The organism is Ralstonia sp. Ralssp135 (assembly GCF_047304345.1).
GTDB lineage: Bacteria > Pseudomonadota > Gammaproteobacteria > Burkholderiales > Burkholderiaceae > Ralstonia > Ralstonia chuxiongensis.
This window is the reverse complement of the sequence record NZ_JBGLYZ010000100.1, coordinates 1-267: the sequence shown is the minus strand read 5'-3', so window position 1 is coordinate 267 and position 267 is coordinate 1. Positions and strand designations below refer to the sequence as shown.

The following is a 267-nucleotide window of genomic DNA, read 5'->3' as shown; positions in this document are numbered from 1 at the left end:
GGGGTGAGGTGGAGGAGGATGCTGCGGCGGTCGTCGGGGTTCGGACGACGCTCGATGTGGTCGCGCTTCTCGAGCCGGTCGATCAGGCTCGTCATGGCACCCGTGGACAGCTCGAGGTACTCGCCGGCCTGCTTCGGGGTGATGCCCTCGCCGTCGGCGGACGCGAGGAAGAACACGAACCGGGCGTCCGTGGCGTTCAGTCCGCGGGTGGAGCTCTCGTGGTGCAGGACGCGCGCGTGCTGCATCTGCAGGACCTGTCTCTTATAC

1 protein-coding gene is annotated in these 267 nt (G+C 67.8%); it reads right to left on the bottom strand.

The annotated features are described in order from the left end of the window. Nucleotides 1-245: MarR family transcriptional regulator (locus ACCD03_RS25545; protein ID WP_413413284.1), on the bottom strand; the 245-nt coding region annotated here is incomplete at its 3' end. Between the last annotated feature and the right edge of the window lie 22 nt (nt 246-267).